At 63.9% G+C, this 21,680-nt stretch carries 13 protein-coding genes; 10 read left to right on the top strand and 3 right to left on the bottom strand.

The features are described 5' to 3' along the window. The first annotated feature begins 68 nt into the window (after positions 1–68). Complete coding sequence (locus CAF70_RS15900; RefSeq protein ID WP_085625643.1) at positions 69–1,475, top strand: PLP-dependent aminotransferase family protein; 1,407 nt, start codon at positions 69–71, stop codon at positions 1,473–1,475. On the opposite strand, the gene panB is transcribed toward CAF70_RS15900, so the two are convergent. From panB to CAF70_RS15915, 3 genes are all read right to left on the bottom strand, one after another. Continuing rightward, positions 1,463–2,278 carry a 3-methyl-2-oxobutanoate hydroxymethyltransferase gene (gene panB, locus CAF70_RS15905; protein ID WP_085625644.1) on the bottom strand — a complete coding sequence of 272 codons (816 nt, stop codon included), beginning with the start codon at positions 2,276–2,278 and terminating at the stop codon, positions 1,463–1,465. The genes CAF70_RS15900 and panB overlap by 13 nt on opposite strands. A gap of 124 nt (positions 2,279–2,402) precedes the next feature. Beyond that, positions 2,403–3,230 carry a phosphonoacetaldehyde hydrolase gene (phnX, locus tag CAF70_RS15910; RefSeq protein WP_085625645.1) on the bottom strand — a complete coding sequence of 276 codons (828 nt, stop codon included), beginning with the start codon at positions 3,228–3,230 and terminating at the stop codon, positions 2,403–2,405. 34 nt (positions 3,231–3,264) lie between these two features. Continuing rightward, the gene (locus tag CAF70_RS15915) at positions 3,265–4,371 is read right to left on the bottom strand and encodes a 2-aminoethylphosphonate--pyruvate transaminase (RefSeq protein ID WP_085625646.1); all 1,107 of its coding nucleotides are present in this window, start codon (positions 4,369–4,371) and stop codon (positions 3,265–3,267) included. Between the two features lie 112 nt (positions 4,372–4,483). Between CAF70_RS15915 and CAF70_RS15920 the strand changes: the two genes are divergently transcribed. The 9 genes from CAF70_RS15920 to CAF70_RS15960 all read left to right on the top strand — a co-directional run bounded on the left by CAF70_RS15920 (position 4,484) and on the right by CAF70_RS15960 (position 21,292). Continuing rightward, complete coding sequence (locus CAF70_RS15920; RefSeq protein ID WP_085625647.1) at positions 4,484–5,347, top strand: LysR substrate-binding domain-containing protein; 864 nt, start codon at positions 4,484–4,486, stop codon at positions 5,345–5,347. 38 nt (positions 5,348–5,385) lie between these two features. After that, on the top strand, positions 5,386–6,408 hold the full coding sequence (locus CAF70_RS15925) for an AraC family transcriptional regulator (protein WP_085625648.1): 1,023 nt from the start codon (positions 5,386–5,388) through the stop codon (positions 6,406–6,408). A 78-nt stretch (positions 6,409–6,486) separates the two neighbouring features. After that, positions 6,487–10,995, top strand: coding sequence for an NEL-type E3 ubiquitin ligase domain-containing protein (locus CAF70_RS15930; RefSeq protein ID WP_143491616.1), 4,509 nt, complete (start codon positions 6,487–6,489; stop codon positions 10,993–10,995). 85 nt (positions 10,996–11,080) lie between these two features. Next, complete coding sequence (locus CAF70_RS15935) at positions 11,081–15,646, top strand: NEL-type E3 ubiquitin ligase domain-containing protein (RefSeq protein ID WP_158090319.1); 4,566 nt, start codon at positions 11,081–11,083, stop codon at positions 15,644–15,646. Positions 15,647–15,736: 90 nt separating this feature from the next. Then, on the top strand, positions 15,737–17,383 hold the full coding sequence (locus tag CAF70_RS15940; RefSeq protein WP_085625651.1) for an acyl-CoA synthetase: 1,647 nt from the start codon (positions 15,737–15,739) through the stop codon (positions 17,381–17,383). Between the two features lie 13 nt (positions 17,384–17,396). Further along, on the top strand, positions 17,397–18,164 hold the full coding sequence (locus CAF70_RS15945; protein ID WP_085625652.1) for an SDR family NAD(P)-dependent oxidoreductase: 768 nt from the start codon (positions 17,397–17,399) through the stop codon (positions 18,162–18,164). 11 nt (positions 18,165–18,175) lie between these two features. Then, entirely contained in the window at positions 18,176–19,369 is a 1,194-nt protein-coding gene (locus CAF70_RS15950; RefSeq protein ID WP_085625653.1) for an acetyl-CoA C-acyltransferase, read from the top strand. 8 nt (positions 19,370–19,377) lie between these two features. Then, on the top strand, positions 19,378–20,505 hold the full coding sequence (locus tag CAF70_RS15955; RefSeq protein WP_085625654.1) for an acyl-CoA dehydrogenase: 1,128 nt from the start codon (positions 19,378–19,380) through the stop codon (positions 20,503–20,505). A gap of 13 nt (positions 20,506–20,518) precedes the next feature. Further along, on the top strand, positions 20,519–21,292 hold the full coding sequence (locus CAF70_RS15960; RefSeq protein ID WP_046615913.1) for an enoyl-CoA hydratase: 774 nt from the start codon (positions 20,519–20,521) through the stop codon (positions 21,290–21,292). Positions 21,293–21,680 lie beyond the last annotated feature (388 nt).

Consider the following 21,680-nt stretch of genomic DNA (forward strand, 5'->3'; position numbering starts at 1 on the left):
GGGCGTGTCGGGTTCAGTGTAGGCGCGGCACAAGGCCGATCCTGCAAAAACGGTGCATAGACAAGGTTATGGAAAACAGGTCGAACAACAACCCCGAATACACCTACCAGACGGTTTACCGCTACCTGCTCGAACGTATCGAGGCCGCTCCATGCGACGTGGAACAACGCCTGCCGTCGCTGCGCGAGCTGGCCCGGCGCCTGAGTGTTTCGGTGTCCAGCACCAAGTACGCCTATGCGCTGCTCGAAGATGAAGGGCGGGTGCATGCACGGCCCAAGCTGGGCTATTTCACCCGCACTCGCCCCTCTGCATTGCGCGGGCATTCCCCGGGCTTGCTTGACACGGTATTCGCCAGTGCCCGTCAGCCGGGTATGCTCGCCCTGGGCAGTGATGCGCCAGCCATGCTGCTGTCGCTGGAGCAGCCACTGCTGATGATCGAGCGCGAACTGGCGCGCCAGTACCCACGTGCACAGGCCCCCCTTTACCAACCGTTCGGTGAACCGGAGCTGCGCAGCGTGCTGGCCGACCGCTACACCCATTCGGCGCAGCACTACTGGCAGGCCAACCATGTGTTCATCGGTGCAGACTTGCGCAGCGTCCTTGAACTGGCATTGCGTGCCCTGGACTTCGAGGGCCAGGTGGCGCTGGTGGAGTCGCCTTGCAACTGGGCGGTATTGCGACAGTTGCAGGCGGCAGGCATGACCATCCTTGAAGTGCCACTGGGTGAAGACGGGCGTTTCGACCTGCAGCACTTTCACCAGTTGCTGTGTGATCATCCGGTTCGTCTGGCCGTGCTGTCGTCGGCGGCCAACGTGCCGCAAGGTGGGCTGATGCCGGCGGCAGACAAGCAGCAGATCTGCCACTGGCTGGCCAGGTACAATGTGTGGCTTTTCGAAAACGATGCTTACGGCGAATTGTGTTTCCATCCGGCAGCGCCACGCTACCGCGACTTCGCCGACCCCGATCGGCTGCTGGTGTTCGCTACGTTCGACAAGCTGATTGGTGCGGAGGCGCCCTTTGGCTATCTGCTATGCCGGCATCATGCCGAACGCTTGCAGCAGCTGTTTCTTGAGCGTGCCTTTCGCCTATCACCCATTCGCCAGCGAGCGATCGCCAGGCTGTTCACTTCGCGCCGACTTGAGCAGCATCTACAGCGTTTGCGGCCCATGCTGCAAGAACGCCTGCAACAGATGGCGGCGCTGTTGCAAACCCACGGCCAGGGGCGCCTGCACATCGTCGCGCCGCAGGGCGGGGCCAGCCTGTGGTTGCAGGCGACCCGCCCAGTGGACATGCGCCGGGTCTTCGCCCGGTTGCTGGCGCAGCGCATCGTCATTGCCCCAGGCGAAATCTTCAGCCAGTGCGGCCTTTGGCGCAGCCACTTACGGCTGTGTTGCAGCGTGGACTGGAGCAAGGATATTGCCTTGGCCCTGCAATGCCTGGTCAAGGCGATCGAGGATGAAGCTCACACGCCGTAGCAGTGTTGCAAGGTTGGAAACACGCCGTTGCGTACTTCCTGCGCATAGCGGCCACAAGCCTCGCGGATTACCTGGCCGACGTCGGCGTACTGCTTGACGAAGCGCGGCGCATGAGCGCTGCCCAGGCCGAGCAGGTCTTCGGTCACCAGCACCTGGCCATCGCAGGTGGGTGAAGCGCCAATACCAATGGTCGGCTTGGCGCTGGCTTCGGTGATGGCGCGGGCCACTGGCTCGGCCACGCCTTCGAGCAACAGGCTGAAAGCGCCGGCGCGCAGGTTGGCCTGTGCGTCGGCCAATAGCGTCGCAGCACTGTCCTCGCTCAGCCCCTGGGCCTTGTAGCCACCCATGGCATTGACGAATTGCGGCATCAGGCCGATGTGCGCCATTACCGGGATGCCACGGGCGACGAGGAACTCGACAGTGCTCGCCAACACCTGGTTGGCCTCCAGCTTGACGGCATCGCAGCCGCTGCTTGCCAGTACCTGGGCGCAGTTGCGAAACGCCTGCTCATGGGACGCCTGGTAGCTGCCGAACGGCATGTCGGCGATCACGCAGGCCAGGCGGGTGCTGTCGACCACGGCGCGGGTATGGGCGATGGTCTCGTCCAGGCGCATGCCGAGGGTGGACGGCCGACCGTAGCCGACCATGGCCGTGGAGTCGCCGACCAGGATGAAATCGACCAGCGGGTCGATCACTTGAGCGATGGTGCTGGAGTAGGCGGTCAGCGAAACGATCTTCTGCCGACCTTTCATGGCTACCAGTTGCGGGATTGTCAGGCGGCGGGTGCGGGCGTGTGTGCTCATCGGGGCTGGGTATCTCCGGACAGGGAGAGCCCATGTTTTGGCAATTGCAGCGACAACTCAATATACAGATCCGGGCCAGATCGCAACCCAGAACAAGGGGCCGCAAAGCGGCCCCAATGCCGGTTCAGGAAGCTTGCGGCATCTCACCCTTGGCCAAGCGCCGGTTGATGTCGGCGATCACTTCGGGCAGTTCGTTGATGGTGTCGATCAGGTAGTGCGGGCGGCTGCCGGCGAACAGGGCATGGATGCGCTGGCGCTCGCTTTGCAGCTGCTCGGCGCTCAGCGCGCGGTAGCCTTCCCAGGTGAGCCCCAAGGCATTGCCCGAGCACACCAGGGCCACGGTCCACATGCCGGCGCGGCGGCCTTCGAGAATGCCCGGCACGGTGTCGTCGACCTTCACGCACGCCGCCACATCGTCGATACCCAGCGCGATCACGTTGGCCAGGGCCTGGGCCGGCCATGGGCGGCCGTTCGGGGTTTCGTCGGTGGCCACCACATGGTCGGCCACGTAGCCGTTCTGCGCGGCCAGCTCCACCACCTTGTCCATCACCACCTTCGGGTAGCCCGAGCACGAGCCGATCTTCAGGCCGTCCTGGCGCAGCCCGGTAAGGGTGTCCAGGGCGCCGGGGATCAGCGCCGAGTGCACCGCGATCTTCTCGATCTGCAGGGGCATGAAGCGGTTGTAGATGGCGGTGACATCATCGTCGGTCGGGGTACGGCCGAACACCTTGCGGTAGCGCTCGGCTATTTCCGGCACATCGCACAGGGTGCGGATGTGGTCCCATTTGCCCATGCCCATCGGGCCGCGGGCTTCTTCGATGGACACCTGCACATCGAATTCGGCAAAGGCTTCGACAAATATCTGGGTCGGGGCGAAGGAGCCAAAGTCGACCACGGTGCCGGCCCAGTCGAGGATGGCGGCTTGCAGCTGAGTGGGGTTGCTGTAGTTCATGTGCGCGTGTTCCTGAAATTGGGTGGGCAAAGGGTCAGATATCCAGCACTTCCATTTCCCGCAGCACCTCGGCCACGGCATTCACGGCAGCCTGCATGCCATCGGCTCCGACCACGCCGATGCAACCGACACGGAAGGTTTCCACCTGGGTCAGTTTGCCGGGGTAGAGGATGAAGCCCTTGGCCTTGACCCGCTCATAGAAGTCCTTGAACTGGTAGCGGGGATCGTTCGGCGCGTGGAAGGTGACGATGATCGGTGCCTGGATCGCGGCAGGCAGGAAGCTGCGCAGGCCGATGGCGGCCATGCCGTCGAGCAGGGTCTTGCAGTTGTCGGCATAGCGCCGGTGGCGTGCCGGCAGGCCACCTTCCTCGTTGTACTGCTGCAGCGCTTCGTGCAGGGCAGCGACCACGTGGGTCGGCGGGGTAAAGCGCCACTGGCCGGTCTTGGCCATGTAGGTGTGCTGGTCGTGCAAATCCATGGCCAGCGAGTGGGCGTTGCCCTCGGCGGCGGCCAGGGCGGTTTTCTCGGCGAATACGAAGCCCATGCCGGGTACCCCTTCCAGGCACTTGCCAGAGGCGGCGATCAGCGCTTCGAAGGGGATTTCGCGGGCGTCGATCGGCAGCGCGCCGAACGAGCTCATGGCGTCGATGATCAGGCGCTTGCCGTGGCCTTTGACCACTTGGGCGATCTCGGGCAGCGGGTTGAGGATACCGGTGCTGGTTTCGCAGTGGATCAGCGCGACATGGGTGATGGCCGGGTCGGCGGCCAGCAGGCGGTCGACGTCGGCGGCGGTGGTCGGCTGGTCTTCAGCGGTTTCGAAGATGCTGTAGGCGCGGCCCAGTACCTTGCAGATCTTTGCCAGGCGCTGGCCGTAAGCGCCGTTGATCAGCACCAGGACCTTGCCGTCACGTGGCACCAGGGTACCGATAGCCGCTTCCACGGCGAAGGTACCGCTGCCTTGCAGGGGCACGCAGTGGTGGCTGGCGCTGCCATCGATGATGGCCAGTAGTTGCTCGCATACACTGGCAGTCAACTGGTTGAAGTCGCGGTCCCAGGAGCCCCAGTCCACCAGCATGGCTTGGCGGGTGCGGATTGATGTGGTCAGGGGACCTGGGGTCAGCAGAATCGGGGCGTTGCTCATTCCGTTATTCCTCACAAGCGGTGGGCTGAAACTACGGGGCCTAGGTTGCAATTGGCGCTTCCATCAATCAAATTGTTTGTTGTTATCCGAGCTATAAGTCAGGCCGATACTCATGAACCTGTTTCAACTGCGCGCCTTCGATGCCGTTGCCCGTGAAGGCAGCTTCACCCGCGCCGCCGCACGCCTGTTCATCAGCCAGCCGGCAGTGACCGGGCACGTCAAGGCCCTGGAAGAGCACTACCAGATCACCTTGCTGCGGCGCACCGCGCGGCGGGTGGAACTGACCGAAGAGGGCACCCGCCTGGCGGCGATCACGCGGGCCATGTTCGGCCTGGCCGAAGAGGCGCAGGCCATGCTTGAGGCCAATCGGCAGTTACTGACCGGGCGCCTGGAGGTGGCGGCCGATGGCCCGCACCGGGTCATGCCAATGTTGGCGCTGCTGCGCGAGCGCTACCCGGGCATCACCGTCAACCTGCGCCTGGGCAATGCCCAGGAAACCCTGGCGGCGTTGCTCAGCGAGCACGCCGACGTTGCCGTGCTGACCGAAATCGAGCCGCGCAAGGGCCTGTACCTGCAAAGCCTCTGCGAATCGCGGCTGTGCGCTCTGCTCCCGGCCGGGCACGCCTGGGCGCAGGTACAGGAGGATCTGCCACTGGCCGAACTGCACCAGCAGATCATGGTGTTGCGCGAGCCCAGTTCCACCACCCGCCGTACGTTCGACAAGGCCTGTGGCGCTGCCGGTGTACAGCCGCGGGTGCTGCTGGAGCTGGACAGCCGCGAGGCGGTGACCGAGGCGGTGGCTTCGGAGCTGGGCGTTGGCGTGGTGTCGTCGACCGAGGTCGCCAACGACCCGCGGGTGGTGGCGCGCCCCTTGGCAGGTGAGGGCCTGCGCAACCAGCACATGCTCGGCTGCCTGGAACGGCGCCGGGAACTGCGCCTGATCCAGGCGTTCCTGGGCCTGGCGTCGGGACTTTGAGCCAGCCTAATATGCCGGCATCAGCGAATGGATTGGCAATGAGCGAGAAAGACACGATCTCCATGCAACTGGTGCGCGAAGCCCTGTTGCAATCCTGCCCGGCGGGGGAGCCCGATGCCGCGCTGCTGGCCCGGGCCGGGATTGATGCCGGGCAGTTGCAGGCGCCTGCCGCACGGGTCAGTGCCGAGGCCTACGCCAGGCTCTGGCGCCTGCTGGCGCGGCGCTGCAACGACGAGTTCTTCGCCATGGACCCACGCGGCCTGCGCAGCGGCAGCCTGGCGTTCATGTGTCGGGCGAGCATGGCTCAGCCGACCTTGGGCGAGGGCCTGGACACCGCACTGGCGTTTCTCTCGCTGACGCTCGAAGACCTGCAGCCGAGCCTGGTTCGCCAGCAAAGCCTGGCCGAGATTGTCATCAACGAACCGCGTGACGAGCCCCGGCGGGCATTCACTTATTTCACCTTCTGGATGATCGTGCATGGCGTGGCCTGCTGGCTTGCCGGGCGGCGCATTCCGATCCTGGCCATCGACCTGCGCTGCGCCGAGCCGCCTTTCTGTGACGACTACCGGGTGCTGTTCTCGGACAACCTGCACTTTGATCGCCCACGCACGCGCATGATCATCGCCGCCGATTGCCTGGACCTGCCACTCAAGCGCAATGCCGAGGAGCTGCAGCGCTTCCTGGCCGAGGCGCCGGGCAACATCCTGGTCAAGTACCGCGATCCGTCCAGCCTCGCCCGGCGAATACGCAGCGACCTGCTGCAGCTGGCGCCGGGGCAATGGCCCGACGGCGATACCCTGGCGTGCCAGTTGTGCCTGTCGCCCTCGACCCTGCGCCGGCGCCTGGCCGAGGAAGGGCAGACCTATCAAGGGCTCAAGGACAGCGTCCGGCGCGAGCTGGCGATTGCCTGGCTGAGCCAGGAAGAGCCAGCCATGGGTGAAATCGCCGAGCGCCTGGGCTTTGCCGACAGCAGTTCGTTCTACAAGGCCTTCCGTAAATGGTTCGGCTGCAACCCGGGGCACTACCGCACGTTGATCCAGGCGCGCGGCAGCCGCAGCTGAACTGTGCCCGCTTCCTTCTGAAAACGGCAGGCAGCAACTGCCAGATTGCCTGCCCTTTTCAGCGACGTGGAGCATATCGTGCGCAATTTCCCGACTGTATCGAGCAATCAGACCTTCCCAACGGATGAAGACGTGCGACGCGCGCAGGATGCGTTCATCCACCAGCGGCTGCCCCAGTGGCTCAAGGATGCCTCAGCGCAGGAAATCAGCATCCTGCGCAGCTTGTTTGCCGCCCATAAAGCCAGCCAGGATGCCTTCCGCCAAGCCACGGCCGCTGCCTTGTCCGTGCCCGAGTATGCGCGGCAGCAGTTTTCCCGGGCGCTGAAAGATCTGCTGCCAGGCGAGCAGCGCCTGGATACGCTGGAGTGGCGACAGCAATTGATCCGAGGGATAAGCGGCCAGCCGCCCTATGTCGATACCGACTTCCGGCTGGAGCCCGGCCTGCTGCGGCTGATGCAGAACTTTGGCGTAGGTGCCACGCCGTTGGAAGGCAGTGGGCTGGTTGCACCCGGTACCAGCAAGGTGATATCTGGCGACCTGGAGGCTTTGGTCAAGGCTTGCCGCGAGCTGGATGCGGGTAGCCGTTATCAGGCACTGCTGCACGATACCTTCGGCAAGCACCAGGCACTGCTGGTCAAGGACAAGCAGGCAGGGTTCAAGCTTGCCGTGCACATCGCGTTCCTCAAGAAGACCATCGATGCCGATACCAAGGCTGCGCTGGAAGCCTGCATCAGTGGGGGCCAGGCCGAGTCGGGACTCACCGCCTATCCAGGACTGATGTCGGTGATGAAGGTGCGCATCCATGAGGCTCTTTTCGTGCAGCTGCGTGGGCCAGATGACAGTGATCGAGGTGTGGTGGTCTATCTCCCGGGCGACCCGGTCGAACCGCTGCGTTGGTATGCATCCAACAAAGCACTGAGTGCCGCTTTGGTCGTCGATCTGCGCGATGCGCGGTACATGAATGCTTTCATTCAATTGATCGCGCTGCGCGACCGAAGGGCATTCAACCACACGCTGCTGAATCGCCTTCGCGACAAAGTGCCAGACCTGGAAGTGGAGGGTGAAACCGGCACGGGACAAGTGTTCGAACGCTGGGTGCGTGACCAGATCAATCGCGTCGAGGACGATGCCAAGATATTGCTGGTGTCTACGGCAGACGCCAACGCTATGGCCAGCAAGGAACGTCTCGAGGCCTGGAAGGGGCTTGGCTGGGGGCTGGTCAACGTGGCCGGGTTCTTCATCCCGGAAGTCGGCGTCTTGTTGTTGGCGCAGATGCTGACGCAGGTGTGTGCCGAGGTGTTCGAAGGGACCGTGGATTGGGCCAAAGGGCATGATCATGAGGCGCTGGAACATGTGCTGAACGTTGCCGAAACCTTGGCGGCGGCTGCTGCTACGACCGGTGTGGTGGCTGGCGCTGGCGTGGCGTTGCGGCACTTCACCCGCAGCACGTTTGTCGATGGCCTTGAAGCGGTCAGCACCGGGGTGAGCGCCGAGGGGCGGTTGTGGAGCGATGACCTCAGTGTGTACCGCACGTCAGCCGAGGGCGCCAAGCTTGAAGGCGATGGCCTTTATCACCTCGGCGAACGTCGCTGGATGCGTGTGGACGCGCATTTCTACCAGGTGCACCAATCCCCTGAGAGCGGGCCATGGCGCATTCGTCATCCGCAGCGGCCAGAGGCTTATGGGCCAGTGGTCGAGTGCAATGGCGAACGGTTCTGGCGCTTGCCGGACGAGACGCCACTGATGTGGAACGATGCCGCCATGATGCTCGACCGGTTGTGGCCACAAGGTCAGCCGCTCGATCAGCAAACCGGGCAGCAGGTGCTGCAGGCGGCATGCTGCGACATCGATGAATTGCGCGGCATCCTGGTGGAGAACCGGGCATTGCCGGTCAACCTGCGCAGTACCCTGCGCGCATTTGCCGCCGATGCACGCATCAACCGCTTTTTTGCAGCACTGCGTTCCAGTCCGGGCGACATCAGTGACCCGCAGCTGCATGACTGGTGCCGGCAGCAGCCGGTGCTGGCCGAGGTGAAGGACAGCGACCTGGCCAGCGCCATCGAGCAGCATGCACCACGCTTGCGCCAAGGGTTGTTCGGCTATCTCACCCAGACGGACGCGGGCACAGACCCGGCAGTGCAACTGATCCTGCGCGACTTTCCAGACCTTGCGCCCGATTATGCAAGCGAACTGGCCACCCGGCTGAGCCTCCCCGAACGGGAACAGGTCGAGCTTCAGCGGCGTCTGCCATTGTCGGTGTCGACCCAGGCTCGCGCGTTACAACAGTTGGCCCGGCTCAACCAGGCCCAGCAAGGGCTGATGCTGCGCAACGCCTACAACGACGTGACCGGTGAGGTCGTGTTCGGGATACTGTCGCGCCTTGACCATTGGTCCTACCCTGAGCGCCTGGAACTGCGTGAGCGGTCTTCGTCAGGCCGCTTGCTGGCTGTGCTCAATCCGCAATCGCCAGAGACGACTCAGTCGATTCTGGTGCACAAGGATGGCCAATTCATTCTCCATGATGAGCGTGGTGTGGCGTTGGAGCAGCAAAGCGCCGAACCGGATGATCTGTTCCATGTCATCACCACCCTGCTCAGCACCGAGCAACGCCTTCGCCTGGGCTTGGGCAGCGTAGGGCAGGCCGCGACATTGCGGCGCCAGGTAATCGACAAGCTGCCGGTCAATCGCGAAAAACTGCTTCGACTGTTCGGCTGGGTGGCGCGCAAGGGCTGGTTCAACCCGGGGCAACGTTTGCCTGATGGTAGGGTGGGCTATGCACTGGGCGGAGGCCACTCACGTGAATGGGCGCCGGTATTGCGCATACGCCGACGCCTTGCAGAACTCTACGAAGGCGACTCTCCCAGGCAGATCGATGAACATGTGCATCGGATAATGGAGAGCGACCGGCCGTTCGACACGCTGCTTTTCGAGGAGCAAAATTTCCGTTTGCTCAATGGCCAGCTTGGCGAGTGGGTCGCGGGTGCGACCGGCCATGAACAGGCGGCGCGTCGGCAATTTGCGCGCAGCATGCGCGCCGCCTGGCGCCGGCAACTGCAGAGCGATGCCGAACAACAGCGGGGGCACGGCTTGCTGCTGGACCTCAGCGGCCATCAGGTGACTAGCCTGCCGGAGCTGCATCGCGGCATCGACTTCAACCATGTCACCACCCTGGTCATGGTCAACACACCACTGCAGTCGATGCCAAATGCATTCTTCAGTTGCTTCGGGCAGCTGCGTCGGCTGAACCTGGCGAGGAACCGCCTGACCGCCGTGCCTGAAGGGATCCAGCATTTGACGCGGCTGGAAACCCTGCAGCTGTCCCACAACAGTATCCGTCTTGAGGAGCAAGGGCGTAATACTTTGGCTGAACTCTCACGTCTGACGTCTCTTGACCTCAGCTTCAATCCCCTGCGCCGAATGACGTTGCACTTCCACCAGGCGCCGGTGCTGACGCACCTGTACCTCGCTCATTGTCGCCTGCTGGAATGGCCTGTCGGCCTGGAATATTGCTGGATGTTGAGACTTGTGGACTTGCGTTCGAACCAGCTGAACGAGATACCCGACACGATCATGCGCATGCCTTTTGGCTTCCGGTCGGCGCTTCAGCTGGACCACAATTCCATCCCCCTGGAGCAACTGAATCGCTTGCGTGCCCGCCCTCGTCATGAACTGCATCACGACCAAGAGGCGCCCAGTACCCAGCAGCCTGCCCGCCAGGTATGGGTGGGTCCGCAGGCCACCGCTGAGCAGGCAGCGCGATGGGACCGGTTGTTTGCTGACGACAATCAGGCCAGTTTGCTCAACCTGTTGAAAAAGCTGCAGGACAGCGCAGATTACCTCAATGCGGCTTATCGCGAGGACCTGACTACGCGTGTATGGGCGCTGCTGGATGCGATGGATGATGATGCCGAGCTGGCTCAGGCGATCAACACACTTGCCAGCGAAGACACCACCTGCGTGGACAACGCCGCGGAGCGCTTCAGCGAGCTGCAAGTGCACGCCCTGGTGGTCAAGGCGAATCGTGCGCCGGCAGGTCAGAAGGCTGCGTTACTCGAACTGGGCCTGGGACTGTTCCGGCTCGACGCGCTGAAAGCGTTCATCAGAGAAGATATAGCGGCACGGCTGTTGGTTGACCCTGAACTTGACCAGGTCGAGGCCAGCCTCTACTACCTGGTCACTTTGGCCAAGGAACTGAAACTGCCAGCGCAGCCCCGCTCGATGATGTTCGCCAGGCTTGGCGAGGTCAGCAAAGCGAAGCTCGATGAGGCGCGCAATCATGTGAAGGCCGCGCAAACCATCGAGGCACAGGCCTGGTTCCTGAGTGAACAGGTATTCTGGAGCGAGTGGCTGCAAGCACAGGAGCAGAACAAGGCGCAGTTCAAGGCCATCACGGATGATTACGCTGCCAGGGCCGGCGTGCTGGCGGACCAGGAGGGGCTGACCAGCGAGCAGTACCTGGAGCGGTGGAGAACCCTGGATGAGCTTCGCAACGCCGCGTTCTCGCGCCTGAAAGTGCTGTTGACCAAGGAGGTGTTGCAAGCCCGGGCCGAAGACGCAGAGGGGCGAACCAGCGATCCTGAACGCTAGCAGGCAGCGCGGCAAGGCTTCCGTCTGCAAGCCTGGTAGGTGGGCGAACAAGCTTGTATCCCGTCAAAATCACAGGATGCAGCTTGTGCGCCATGCCAGGAATTACCCCCAGTATCAGTATCCCGCCAACGATTTCATCGTCAAGAACCTGCCCGGCTGGCTGAAGGGAGCCAGCCAGGCGCAGGTCAAGGTCTTGCGTGCCCACCTTGACAGCCAGCGGCAGCTGGCTGCGTTGTACAAGCAACTGCTGCCACTGGACCGCTTTGCCAAGGATCGGCTGCAGCCAGCCATCGCAGCGAAGCTGGGTGTGTCGGTAGATCTGGATACGGCGGTGTGGCGGGAGCAGCGCACGCGGATCACGCACAGACCCTTCGAGCCTATTCCAGGCTTGCTTCCGCCGGACTTCGAGACCCGCTTCGCGGACGAACCGTTGCTGCAAAAGCTTCTGCAGAACTTCAAGGCCAATGAGTCGTTCGACAGCGAGACGGTTGTACTCAGGGACGCGCCGACCGAGCAACAGCCCGCCCAGACTCTGACCGACGATGTCGCCGCGCTTGCCCAGCTGAGCCGCGAGCAGGATGTCGGCGCTGCTTACCAGGCACACCTGGAGCAGGTCTTGAATCCGGCGTTCGCCACCGCCCTGGCCGCAGACAAGCGCCATGAGCTCGCCTCGGCTGTCGAATTGGCGGCATTGAAAGGGCAGCTGGATGATAGCGATGTGAAGCTGTTGCGCGAGCTGGCCCAAGGCAAGCACGCGCAACATGCCCAAGGTTGGACGGCCGCGGGTAAAGGCTTGCAGATACTGGATTGCCGGGTGGACGGGGCCGTTGCCTTCGAGCTGCGCGAGCCGCCGCGACGGCAGTCGGATTTTCCCGCTGGCCCACCCAATAGCCTGAAAGCGGTGATCCTTTACCTCCCCGCATTCAGTACGCGACCGTTGCGCCGTTTCGCCGACTGGAGCGCAGTGAACCTGGCGCTGGTCGAGGCGCTGGGTGACTCGACATTCAAGCAAGCCTTGGCCCGCCGTATCGCCTTGAGCGAGCGTGCGAGCTACCTGGCGTTGCTGGCTACCCGGGCCGGTGATGCCAAGCCTGACCTGCAGCCGAAACGGTTGTCGATCAGCGGCAATATTTTCGCCGATCTGGCCGACAGGCACGTGCAGCGGCTGAAGGATGACGCACGCTTTCTGGCAGTCCCCACTGCATTGGCAGACCGCGCCGCGACGGCCGAGCACCTGGCCAGGCTGAAAAGCGTAGGCCTGGCAGTGGTCAGCCTGGCGGGCTTGTTCGTGCCGGTGGTCGGCGCCTTGTTGCTGGCCGACATGACCCGGCAACTGCTGGGCGAAGTCTACGAAGGCGTCAGCGACTGGTCACAGGGCCATCAGCACGAGGCCATGGGGCATCTGCTGGAGGTCATCAACTCCGTCGCCCTGTTGGGTGCGGTGTCGCTGGGCGTGCATACGGCCCGGAACGCCTTTGTTGAATCGCTGGAGCCGGTAACCACTGAAAAGGCGAGCCAACGGCTGTGGCGCAACGACCTGTCCGGTTATTGCCAGGTGCCCACTGATGCTGGCCTGAGCGAGCGTGACGACGGTCTGTTCAATAGCCCGCAAGGTCAATGGTGGCACAGCGATGGAAGCTTCTTTCGCGTGCGCCAGGACGCTCGCGGTACCTGGCGCCTGCTGCACGAAAATGGCCCCGGAACCTACGGGCCGCCGTTGCTTGGCAATGGCGAGCGGGGTTGGTGGTTGCGCTTTGATCGGCCATTGGAGTGGCAGGGCGAGCAGCAGTTGCTGACGCGCCTGTGGCCGGCGGCCAGGTTGCTGGATGCCGAGCGTGTCGGGCAGATTCTGCACGTGGCCGATGTCGATGAAAACGCGTTGCGCCAATTGCTGGTCGATCGTCGCCCGTTGCCGGTGGCATTGCGTGACACCCTCGAGCGATTCGACGCGCATGCGCGTAACGAAGCCTTCTTCATGCCAACTGCTGAAGGCCCCGATTACATCAAGCGGATGCTCTGGTGCGCTGAGCACCTGGGCGTGCAAACGCTGGCCGCCGATGAGCAATTGCAGGCCATCACCTTCCAGGCAGCTGCCCTGCGCCAACCGATGCTGGAACACTTCGCCGCGCAGTACCTCCCGGATGACCCGGCGCTGGCAGTCTTGCAGCGCGCTTTCCCGTCGCTGCCCAAGGCTTACGCACTGGACATCCTCAAGGACGCCTCCGCGCCGATGCGCCTGAACATGATCAGCAACCACCGAGTGCCGCTGGTCCTGGCGCTGCGGGCACGCACCCTGGTGCAGGAGGTCCGGCTGATACGCCTGCGCGAAGCACTTTATCTGCGCGGCAGTTACAGTGCTGACCTGGTCAGCCTGGTCTTTGCCCTGCTGCAGGAACAGGGGCTTGCCCGCGACCAGGTCTATCTGGTGCTGCGCGAGGGCTCCTCCAGTGGGCCTGTTGTGGATCGTTTGGGTCCTGCATTCGGTGATCAGCGCAAGACGCTCGACATGGTCTGGAAGGATGGCGGCTTCCAGCTCTTCGGCGAGCGCGGGCTCCCCGATGACCTGGAAGTGGCCGAGCCGCGAGGACTGTTCGAGGTGCTGGCCGCCACGCTGGCGCCTGCTTACCTGCAGAAGCTCGGCCTGGCTGGCGAAGACCTGCCTGGGCAGATCCGTGCCCAGGTGCAGGGCTGGCTACCGCGCAAGCGTACGAAGCTGCTGGCCTCGCTCGGCTGGCGCGAGGCGCGACCGCTGGGTGCTTCCCTGCAACGCCTCGCAGACGGCCGCGTCGGCTACCCGTTGGGCCCGGTGCTCTCATGCCTGGAGTCGCCAGAATGCACGCTGCGTCAGCGCGTGCGCAGCCTGTATCCGACTTTCCCCGAGGAGCAGGTTGAGGAGTACCTGGACCTGATGTACCAGCGCACCTCTTCACCCTACAGCAGCCTGTTGATGCAAGAGATGGAGTTTGACCGTCTGGATGAGAGCCTGCAGGCCTGGACCCGACGTGCCGACGAATCGCAGCGTGAGCGGCGGGTGCGGGTGAGCGACACGTTCCGCCATGCCTGGCAGATGATGGGGGAGCGCGTTTACTTACCGGGTGATACCGGCTGGAACACCCGGCTGCACGTGCCACCGATGCCCTTGGGGGAGTTGCCTACGCTGCCCATCCATACCGATTTCGCCCACATCGTTCACCTGACCTTGAGCAACCTGCAACTGGAAGTGTTGCCGCCAGGCTTTCTGCAAAATTTTCCGCGGCTGAGGGCGCTGGACCTGAGTTACAACAACCTGCGCATGTTGCCGGCCGGCCTCGGGCGGCTGAACAACCTCGAGGAACTGAACCTCTGTGGCAATCGCGTTCGTTTTACCAGTGGCCAGGCGCGAGTGATTGCCGGCTTGACCGAACTGCGCAGCCTGGACCTGAGCGACAATCTGATCGAAGCGACCGTGCTGTCGATGGGGGATCTGTCCCATCTGCAGTCGCTCAACCTGCGCCGCACGGGCCTGCGCACCGTACCTGAAGGCCTTGAGCGCTGCGAGGACCTCACGTATGTCGACATCAGCAACAACCAGGTCACGGATTTGCCCCTGGCACTGTTGCAAGCGCCGGTCCGGCAGCGGCTGTCGTTTTTGTATTCAGGTAACCCGCTGGTCGAGACGATACGCGAGCAACTGCACCATGCAGGCTTCCCCATCGTCGAGAATCCGCCGATCGTGCAGTCCAGAGAAAAATGGTTGGGCACGCTGGCTGATGAAGATCGCGATGTAGGCGTAACGCAGTGGGACGCCTTGCGTGCCGAGCAGGGCAGCGATGCATTCTTCGACCTGCTTGGCGAATACACAGAGAGCGCTGATTTCCGTGCTGCCCGTGAAGATACAGGGTGTCGCGTGTGGCAAGTGATCGGTGCGGCGAGCAAGAACACAGGCACGCGCCAGGATCTGTTCGACCTGGCGAACGACCCGCGCACATGCGCCGACAGTGCCGCGTCGTGCTTCAGCCAGCTAGAGGTAGCCATGCATGTCTCGACGTTCACACACAATGCGGAGCCTGCCGCCACTGCGCGCGAGCGGCTGCTACTTGCCCTGCGCCTGTTCAGGGTCGAAAAAGTTCGAGCGCTGGCCGAGGCAGACTACATGGCTCGTTATGCCGACGGGCGATGGCAGCGGGGTGCGAAAGACGAGGAAGAAGTGGAGGTCAGCCTGGCCTACCGTGTGGGTCTGGCTGAACGGCTGAACCTCCTTGGCCAGCCGCAGCACATGCTGTTTGCGGGTATTGCCGATGTCAGCGAGGCCGATATCGACCGTGCCTACAACGCCGTGATCAGCGCAGAAGCCACTGATGAGCTGGCATTGTTCGTCAGCACGCGCAAGTTCTGGGTCGATTCGCTGCGGGCACTGCACAAGGACGCATTCGCCCAAGTCGAAAGCGAATACGAAGCGCGTTGGGAGGCGCTGGAAAACCAATGGCAGGCGCCTGTCGACACCTCACCCGGTCTGGGCAATCCTCAGTACATTCGAGAGGCTGAGGACTTCAACAAGGCGCGTGACAAGGCCCTTGGCGAATTGGCGCTGAAACTGACCAAAGAGGCTATGCAGGCATCACAGGCGCCAGAGGCGATACAGCCGAGCGGCCAAACCGGTCATCCAGATTGACAGCTTTGGCCATTGCCGGGACGTAGGCGTGGCGCGAACATCGTCGCAACGATGGTTCAACTCCAACAACAACAATTCAGGAGTCCGACGATGCGCGATTACGCCGAGGCCGCTCGTGCGTTCGACCATGCCCAGGCCGCCGCTGCGGCGCTGCATGGCGACCTCGATGCCCTCAATGCCTGTATCGAATGCTGTGACCGCCATGCCGGCGAGGGCAAGCTGGCGCTGGTCCACGTGGATCGGGACGGCAACAGCACCCGCTACAGCTTCGATCAGCTCCAGGCCCAGGCTGCCCGTTTCGCCAGTGTGCTCAGGGAGCAAGGCGTGGCGGCCGGCGACCGGGTCGCCGGGCTGATGCCACGTACGCCTGAGTTGCTGGTGACGATCCTCGCCACCTGGCGCCTGGGCGCGGTGTACCAGCCGTTGTTCACCGCGTTCGGCCCCAAGGCCATCGAGCATCGGCTGGAGCAATCTCGCGCCCGCGTCGTGGTCACCGACCGCCACAACCGTGCCAAGCTTGATGAGGTGCAGGGTTGCCCGACCGTGATCACGGTCGGGGCCCGCAGTGGCGAGCTGGACTTCCAGCATTGCCTGGACGCTGCCACAGGCACCTGCGAACCGGTCATGCGTGCTGGCAACGATCCATTCCTGCTGATGTTCACCTCGGGCACCACCGGCCCGGCCAAACCGCTGGAAGTGCCGCTGCGTGCCATCGTCGCGTTCCAGGGCTACATGCGCGATGCCATCGACCTGCGCCCCGAGGACAACTTCTGGAACCTGGCCGACCCGGGTTGGGCCTATGGCCTGTATTACGCAGTGACCGGCCCGTTGTCGCTGGGCCATGCCACCACCTTCTACGATGGCCCGTTCAGCGTTGAAAGCTGCGCGCGGGTGATCGACAAGCTGGGCATCACCAACCTGGCCGGCTCGCCTACCGCGTACCGCCTGCTGATTGCCGCCGGGGATGACTTCGCCGCGCCGATCAAGGGCCGCCTGCGGGTGGTCAGCAGTGCCGGCGAGCCGCTCAACCCGGAAGTGATCCGCTGGTTCGCCGATGAGCTGGGCGTGACCATTCACGACCACTATGGGCAGACCGAGCTGGGCATGGTGCTGTGTAACCACCATGGCCTGCAGCATCCGGTACACCTCGGCTCGGCCGGCTTCGCCATCCCTGGCCACCGCATCGTGGTACTGGACGAGCAGGGCAACGAACTGCCCGCCGGTCAGCCGGGCATCCTCGCGGTCGATCGCGAGCAGTCGCCGCTGTGCTGGTTCGAGGGCTACCACGGCCTGCCGACCAAAGCCTTCGTCGGCAAGTATTACCTCAGCGGCGACACCGTCGAGCTGAACCAGGACGGCAGCATCAGCTTCGTCGGCCGCAGCGACGATGTGATCACCACCTCCGGCTACCGTGTCGGCCCGTTCGACGTGGAGAGCGCACTGATCGAGCACCCGGCGGTGGTCGAAGCGGCGGTGATCGGCAAGCCAGACCCGGAGCGCACCGAGCTGATCAAGGCTTTCGTGATATTGGCCAGCGGTTACCAGGGCAGCGCCGAGCTTGAAGAGGCCTTGCGCCAGCACGTGCGCCAGCGCCTGTATGCCCATGCTTACCCACGGGAAATCGAATTCGTCAGCGAGCTGCCCAAGACCCCGAGCGGCAAGCTGCAACGCTTCATCCTGCGCAACCAGGAAGTCGCCAAACAACAAGCGCAACAGGCCACCCCTGCCAGCGCCTGAAAGGAAACCGATCATGCAAATAGCCAACAAACACTTCATCGTCAGCGGCGCCGCCTCCGGGCTGGGTGCTGCTACCGCACAGATGCTGGTCGAGGCCGGCGCCAAGGTCATGCTGGTCGACCTCAATGCCCAGGCCGTCGAGGCCAAGGCACGCGAACTGGGTGACAATGCCCGCTTCGCGGTGGCCGACATCAGCGACGAGCAGGCCGCCCAGGCGGCGGTGGATGCGGCTGTCAGCACCTTTGGCAGCCTGCACGGGCTGGTCAACTGCGCCGGCATCGTTGGTGCCGAGAAAGTGCTGGGCAAACAGGGGCCGCACGGCCTGGCCAGCTTCGCCAAGGTCATCAACGTAAACCTGATCGGCAGTTTCAACCTGCTGCGCCTGGCCGCTGCGGCCATGGCCGAAGGGCCTGCCGATGAGGGGGGCGAGCGCGGGGTCATCATCAACACCGCCTCCATCGCTGCCTATGACGGGCAGATAGGCCAGGCGGCCTACGCTGCTTCCAAGGGCGCCATTGCCAGCCTGACCCTGCCGACCGCCCGCGAACTGGCGCGCTTCGGCATCCGTGTGATGACCATCGCCCCGGGCATCTTCGAAACGCCGATGATGGCCGGCATGACCGAGGAAGTACGCGCCTCGCTGGCCGCCGGCGTGCCGTTCCCGCCGCGCCTGGGCCGCCCGCAGGAGTATGCCTCGCTGGCCCGCCACATCATCGAGAACAGCATGCTCAACGGCGAGGTGATCCGCCTCGACGGTGCACTGCGCATGGCTGCCAAATAAGGAGAGCGAACATGACCCTCGCCAACGACCCGATCGTTATCGTCAGCGCCGTGCGCACGCCCATGGGTGGCCTGCAGGGCGACCTGAAAAGCCTGACTGCCCCGCAACTGGGCAGTGCGGCCATCCGTGGCGCTGTGGAGCGCGCCGGCATCGATGCTGCCAGTGTCGAGCAGGTGCTGTTCGGCTGCGTGCTGCCGGCCGGCCAGGGCCAGGCGCCGGCGCGCCAGGCCGCGCTGGGTGCCGGGCTGGACAAGCACACCACCTGCACCACCCTGAACAAGATGTGCGGTTCGGGCATGCAGGCGGCGATCATGGCCCATGACCTGCTGCTGGCCGGCACCGCCGATGTGGTGGTGGCCGGTGGCATGGAAAGCATGACCAACGCGCCGTACCTGCTGGACAAGGCCCGTGGCGGCTACCGCATGGGCCACGGCAGGGTCATCGACCACATGTTCATGGACGGCCTGGAGGATGCCTACGACAAAGGCCGCCTGATGGGCACCTTCGCCGAAGACTGCGCCCAGGCCAACGCCTTTAGCCGCGAAGCCCAGGACCAGTTCGCCATCGCCTCGCTGACCCGTGCCCAGGAGGCGATCACAAGTGGCCGCTTTGCTGCCGAAATCGTGCCGGTGGAAGTCACCGAAGGGAAGGAAAAGCGCGTCATCAAGGACGACGAGCAGCCGCCCAAGGCGCGCCTGGACAAGATCCCGCAGCTCAAGCCGGCCTTCCGCGAAGGCGGCACGGTAACCGCCGCCAACTCCAGCTCGATCTCCGACGGCGCTGCGGCGCTGGTGCTGATGCGCCGCTCCGAAGCCGACAAGCGCGGCCTCAAGCCGCTGGCGGTGATCCACGGCCACGCCGCCTTCGCCGACACCCCGGCGCTGTTCCCGACCGCGCCGATCGGTGCCATCGACAAGCTGATGAAACGCACCGGCTGGAGCCTGGCCGAGGTCGACCTGTTCGAGATCAACGAGGCCTTTGCCGTGGTCACCCTGGCGGCCATGAAGCACCTCGACCTGCCACACGACAAGGTCAATATCCATGGCGGCGCCTGTGCTCTCGGCCACCCGATTGGCGCTTCGGGCGCGCGCATCCTGGTGACCCTGCTGTCGGCCCTGCGCCAGAACAACCTGCGCCGTGGTGTCGCGGCCATCTGCATCGGCGGTGGCGAGGCCACGGCCATGGCTGTCGAATGCCTGTACTGAGGTGAACCATGCTGGTAACTGACGAGCAACAACAAATCGCCGACGCGGTACGCGCCTTTGCCCAGGAACGCCTGAAGCCGTTTGCCGAACAATGGGACAAGGAACACCGCTTCCCGAAGGAGGCCATCGAGGAGATGGCCGAACTGGGCCTGTTCGGCATGCTGGTGCCGGAGCAGTGGGGTGGCAGCGACACCGGCTACGTGGCCTATGCCATGGCCCTGGAGGAAATCGCCGCCGGTGACGGCGCCTGCTCGACCATCATGAGCGTGCACAACTCGGTGGGCTGTGTGCCGATCCTGCGCTTTGGCAGCGAGCAGCAGAAAGAACAGTTCCTCACCCCGCTGGCCAGCGGCGCGATGCTCGGTGCCTTTGCCCTGACCGAACCGCAGGCCGGCTCCGATGCCAGCAGCCTGAAGGCCCGTGCACGTCTGGAGGGTGACCACTACGTACTCAATGGCAGCAAGCAGTTCATCACCTCCGGGCAGAACGCCGGGGTGGTGATCGTGTTCGCCGTGACCGACCCGGACGCGGGCAAGCGCGGCATCAGCGCCTTCATCGTGCCCACCGATTCGCCGGGCTACCAGGTGGCGCGGGTCGAGGACAAGCTCGGCCAGCACGCCTCCGATACCTGCCAGATCGTATTCGACAATGTACGCGTGCCGGTGGCCAACCGCCTGGGTGCCGAAGGCGAAGGCTACAAGATCGCCCTGGCCAACCTCGAAGGCGGCCGTATCGGTATCGCCTCGCAGGCAGTGGGCATGGCCCGTGCGGCGTTCGAAGTGGCGCGTGACTACGCCAACGAGCGGCAGAGCTTCGGCAAGGCGCTGATCGAGCACCAGGCGGTGGCCTTCCGCCTGGCCGACATGGCGACGAAGATTGCCGTGGCCCGGCAGATGGTGCTGCACGCCGCCGCGCTGCGCGATGCCGGGCGCCCGGCGCTAGTGGAAGCATCGATGGCCAAGCTGTTTGCCTCGGAAATGGCCGAAAAGGTCTGTTCGGATGCCTTGCAGACCCTGGGCGGTTATGGCTATCTGAGGGACTTCCCGCTGGAGCGGATCTACCGCGACGTTCGGGTTTGCCAGATCTACGAAGGCACCAGCGACATTCAGCGCATGGTCATTGCGCGCAATCTTTGAAGGAGCAGTCTGCATGGCATTCGAAACCATCCTGTTGGACATCCACGGCAAGGTCGGCCTGATCACCCTCAACCGCCCGCAGGCGCTGAACGCGCTGAACGCGCAGATCGTCGGTGAGATCAACCAGGCCCTGGACCAGCTTGAGCGCGATCCGAACATCGGCTGCGTGGTGCTGACCGGTTCCGCCAAGGCCTTTGCCGCTGGTGCCGACATCAAGGAAATGGCTGAGCTGCAATATCCGCAAATCTACGTTGACGACTTGTTCAGCGATGCCGACCGCATTGCCAACCGGCGCAAGCCGATCATCGCTGCGGTGTCCGGTTTTGCCCTGGGCGGCGGCTGCGAGCTGGCGATGATGTGTGACTTCATCCTGGCGGCGGACAACGCCAGGTTTGGCCAGCCGGAAATCAACCTCGGTGTGCTGCCGGGCATGGGCGGCACCCAGCGCCTGACCCGCGCGGTGGGCAAGGCCAAGGCCATGGAGCTGTGCCTGACCGGCCGCCTGATGGGGGCTGAGGAAGCTGAGCGTGCCGGGCTGGTGGCGCGTATCGTGCCGCAGGCAGAGCTGGTGGAAGAGGCGCTGAAGGTGGCCGCGACCATTGCCAGCAAGTCGATTCCGGTGAGCATGATGGTCAAGGAGAGCGTCAACCGTGCGTTCGAAGTCACCCTTAGCGAGGGGGTGCGCTTTGAGCGGCGTGTGTTCCATGCGGCGTTTGCTACCGAAGACCAGAAAGAGGGGATGGCTGCGTTCATTGCCAAGCGCGAGGCGCAGTTCAAGGATCGTTGATTGGAATCGGTATTGCCGGTGGCGTTGCCGTTGCTTTTGCTTCTAAGCGCACGGTAGTTCAGGCGCCGCCGATTGCGACTTCAGGAGGCCGAGCGAAGGGACTGCGGAGGGAGGTGACGGGCATGGATGCCCGTCAAGCGCTGAGGCCCCATGGATGGGGCCTGCAGCGCGTACTCCCGGGAGCAGGCCCGTAGCGAGGGAACCCCGGAGCGCAGCGTAGGGGCCGGATGATGGGAGCCGACGGTTTTTGGTGGGCCTGCCCCGTGACAACGGACGCCAAGAAGCGATACTTACATCGCTATCTTGGAGGTTGCCATGTACCCAACCACTCGCCGCAACTACACCGATGAGTTCAAGATTCAGGCCGTTGCGCTCGCCGAAACGCTCG

This window comes from Pseudomonas sp. B19(2017) (assembly GCF_002113165.1).
Classification (GTDB): Bacteria; Pseudomonadota; Gammaproteobacteria; order Pseudomonadales; family Pseudomonadaceae; genus Aquipseudomonas.

Coding starts and splice junctions, on each gene's coding strand:
- CAF70_RS15900 (WP_085625643.1), top strand. CDS start 69: ATGGAAAACAGGTCGAACAACAACCCCGAATACACCTACCAGACGGTT.
- panB (WP_085625644.1), bottom strand. CDS start 2,278: ATGAGCACACACGCCCGCACCCGCCGCCTGACAATCCCGCAACTGGTA.
- phnX (WP_085625645.1), bottom strand. CDS start 3,230: ATGAACTACAGCAACCCCACTCAGCTGCAAGCCGCCATCCTCGACTGG.
- CAF70_RS15915 (WP_085625646.1), bottom strand. CDS start 4,371: ATGAGCAACGCCCCGATTCTGCTGACCCCAGGTCCCCTGACCACATCA.
- CAF70_RS15920 (WP_085625647.1), top strand. CDS start 4,484: ATGAACCTGTTTCAACTGCGCGCCTTCGATGCCGTTGCCCGTGAAGGC.
- CAF70_RS15925 (WP_085625648.1), top strand. CDS start 5,386: ATGAGCGAGAAAGACACGATCTCCATGCAACTGGTGCGCGAAGCCCTG.
- CAF70_RS15940 (WP_085625651.1), top strand. CDS start 15,737: ATGCGCGATTACGCCGAGGCCGCTCGTGCGTTCGACCATGCCCAGGCC.
- CAF70_RS15945 (WP_085625652.1), top strand. CDS start 17,397: ATGCAAATAGCCAACAAACACTTCATCGTCAGCGGCGCCGCCTCCGGG.
- CAF70_RS15950 (WP_085625653.1), top strand. CDS start 18,176: ATGACCCTCGCCAACGACCCGATCGTTATCGTCAGCGCCGTGCGCACG.
- CAF70_RS15955 (WP_085625654.1), top strand. CDS start 19,378: ATGCTGGTAACTGACGAGCAACAACAAATCGCCGACGCGGTACGCGCC.
- CAF70_RS15960 (WP_046615913.1), top strand. CDS start 20,519: ATGGCATTCGAAACCATCCTGTTGGACATCCACGGCAAGGTCGGCCTG.